Here is a 2,689-nt window from a genome sequence, read left to right as displayed (position 1 = left end):
GCTTCGGCCAGTCTGGCCGGCGCGCCCAGCAGATCGGCCAGAAGGGCGCTGACGGCCGACGGGGTGAAGGCCGGCTGGCGGATCATCCACGCCGCCCCGGCATCCATCAGCGCCTGGGCATTGCCGCCCTGTTCGTCGGAGGCTGCGATCGGCAGGGGAACGAGGATCGACGGCCGCCCCGCCATGGTCAGCTCCGCCACCGAGGACCCGCCGGCGCGCCCGATCACCAGATGCGCCTGCGCCAGACGCTGCGGTACGTCGGTGAAGAACGGGGACAGCGTGGCATCGATTCCCGCCTGTGCGTAGGCGTCGCGCACCTTGGGGATGTCGCTCTCGCGCACCTGCTGGGTCACGTGCAGGCGGGCCCGAAAGCCGCCGGGCAGCGCGGCAAGGGCTGCAGGCATCACCTCGCTGAAGACCGAGGCGCCCAGCGAGCCACCCCAGATCAGCAGATGGATCGCCTCGGTGGGCGGCACGTACGCCGCACCGTAAAGTGCTGCGACGCCCGGCCGTACCGGCATGCCAGTCAAAGTATGGGGTGTGCGGGCCGAGAGGCCGCGAACCGTCGGGAAAGACGTGGCGACGGCGGTCGCGACACGGGCCAGCAGGGCGTTGGCCTTGCCGAGGACGGCATTGCCCTCATGCAGGACAAGCGCGGGTCGGTTCGGGCCCTGCAACCACCCGCCCAACAAGGGGGGGACGGACGGGTAGCCGCCGAACCCCACGACGGCGGCTGCGTCGAGTTCGCCCAGCAGGCCCCGTGCCTGCCATGCCCCGCGCAGAAGAGCCATGCCAGCCTTCGCCGCGCGTATCGGGCCGCGACCGGCAACGCCCGCCCCGGGCAGCACGAACTGCGCGGCGTTGGCGAACACGCCCGTGTCACGCTGGCCGCCGCGCGCGTCGGTCATCAGGACAAGGGTGTGGCCGCGTGCGTGCAACTCGGTCGCGAGTGCTTCGGCGGGAAAGAAATGGCCACCAGTACCCCCGGCGGCGATGACGATGGGACGCGTCATGCCGATACCGTCTTTTGCATGATAAACGAGGGTTCCTGGCCCGATGCGCTGCCGATGCGATGGCGCGTCAGGGCGAGCATCATGCCGATGGTCAGGGCGATCGACAGGGCGGAGGATCCACCGTACGAAATGAACGGCAGCGTCATGCCCTTGGTCGGGATCAGATGAAGGGTCGAGCCCATGTTGATGAAGGCCTGAAGCCCGAAACCCGTCGCCAGTCCGGCCGTCGCGACGATGACGAACGGGTCGTCCTCACGCATCAGCTTCAGCACACTGCGGACGACGATGAAGAGGAACACAGCAATGATGAACAGGCAGACCAGCATGCCGTACTCCTCGCCCGCGACGGCAAAGACGAAATCCGCATGCGCGTCGGGCAGCAGGTCCTTGACCCGGCCCTCGCCCGGCCCGCGACCGGTCAGGCCGCCATTGCCGAACGCGCGCAGGGCGGTGTCGATCTGGTAATGGTCGCCGACATTGGGATGCAGGAACCGCTCCACGCGGGAGCGCACGTGCGGAAATATGACGTAGGCGCCGAAGAACGCGCCGATCATGGCCGCGACGCCACCGGCCACAAGAACCAGATTTAGCCCGTCGACGAAGAGCTGGGTCATGAACACCATCGTGATGACCGAGAGCATTCCGATATCCGGCTGGGATTTCAGCAGCACCAGAATGACGCCGAAGCCCACGATCGCCAGCGGCAGTCCGGGAAACATCCGCCGTTTGCGACGCTCGGCCAGCAGCCACGCGGTGACGACGGCAAAGCACGGCTTGAGGAATTCCGACGGCTGCACCGACATCAGCGGCAGCGCGATCCAGCGGCGCGCGCCCTTGATCTCCATCCCGTGGACCAGGGTCATCGCCGTTGCGGCCAGCGCGAGCGCGCCGCCAACTATCGCGAGTTTCTTGATCGCGTTCAGCGACAGCATCGACACGCCGAGCATTACCAGCCCCGCGAGGCTGAGGAAGATCACCTGCTTGAGGATGAACATGTCGCGTGACGCGCCGATACGCGTCGCCACCGCCGGACTGGCGGCCAGCATCAGGATATAGCCAAAGCTGATCAGCACGCCGACGGCCGCGATCGTCGGGCGGTCGACATTGCGCCACCAGCGGGCCAGCTTCGAATTGTCGGCGCGCGAGACGACGGCCATGGCGTCTATGCTCCGGAGGAGGGTGGGGATGGCGTGGTTACTAGAGCATCCACCAGCTCAATGAAACGTAAACCGCGATGTTCGAAGCTTCGGAACTGGTCGAAACTGGCGCACGCGGGCGACAGCAGGACGGCCTCCGCCTGTAAGGTCTTGGCGGCGCTCAGGGATTCGGCCACGGCGGCGTCGAGCGTTTCGACAACGCGGTGTGCCACGCCATGCGCGGCCAGTGTCTCCGCAAGCGCGGGCGCGTCGCGTCCGATCAGCAGGGCCAGCGCGATTCGCGGGAAAAAGGGCGCAAGCGACGCTATGCCGCCCTCCTTGGCGATGCCGCCCGCGATCCAGATGATGCGGTCGTGACAGCCCAGGGCGCGGGCAGCGGCGTCCGCGTTCGTCGCCTTGCTGTCGTCGATGAAAGCAACCCCGTCGATCGTGCGCACCCGCTTCTGGCGATGGGCCAGACCGCCGAAATCGCGCAGGGCGCCCGCAAGTCCGGCGCGCGGGGCGCCCAGGAACAGGGCG

Annotated in this window: 3 protein-coding genes; all 3 read right to left on the bottom strand. The window is 67.6% G+C overall.

Features of this window, described 5'->3' with window-relative positions:
- On the bottom strand, positions 1-1,013 hold a 1,013-nt coding region (locus HUK82_RS15760), incomplete at its 3' end, for a UDP-N-acetylglucosamine--N-acetylmuramyl-(pentapeptide) pyrophosphoryl-undecaprenol N-acetylglucosamine transferase (RefSeq protein WP_176614842.1).
- Complete coding sequence (locus HUK82_RS15755) at positions 1,010-2,170, bottom strand: FtsW/RodA/SpoVE family cell cycle protein (RefSeq protein WP_176614841.1); 1,161 nt, start codon at positions 2,168-2,170, stop codon at positions 1,010-1,012. The genes HUK82_RS15760 and HUK82_RS15755, both read right to left, overlap by 4 nt.
- A gap of 5 nt (positions 2,171-2,175) precedes the next feature.
- The coding region (locus HUK82_RS15750; protein WP_394367515.1) for a glutamate ligase domain-containing protein at positions 2,176-2,689 on the bottom strand (514 nt) is incomplete at its 5' end.

The sequence above is a fragment of the Ameyamaea chiangmaiensis genome (genome assembly GCF_013376175.1).
Lineage (GTDB): Bacteria > Pseudomonadota > Alphaproteobacteria > Acetobacterales > Acetobacteraceae > Ameyamaea > Ameyamaea chiangmaiensis.
This window is presented reverse-complemented; position numbering and strand designations above follow the sequence as displayed.

Coding starts and splice junctions, on each gene's coding strand:
- HUK82_RS15755 (WP_176614841.1), bottom strand. CDS start 2,170: ATGGCCGTCGTCTCGCGCGCCGACAATTCGAAGCTGGCCCGCTGGTGG.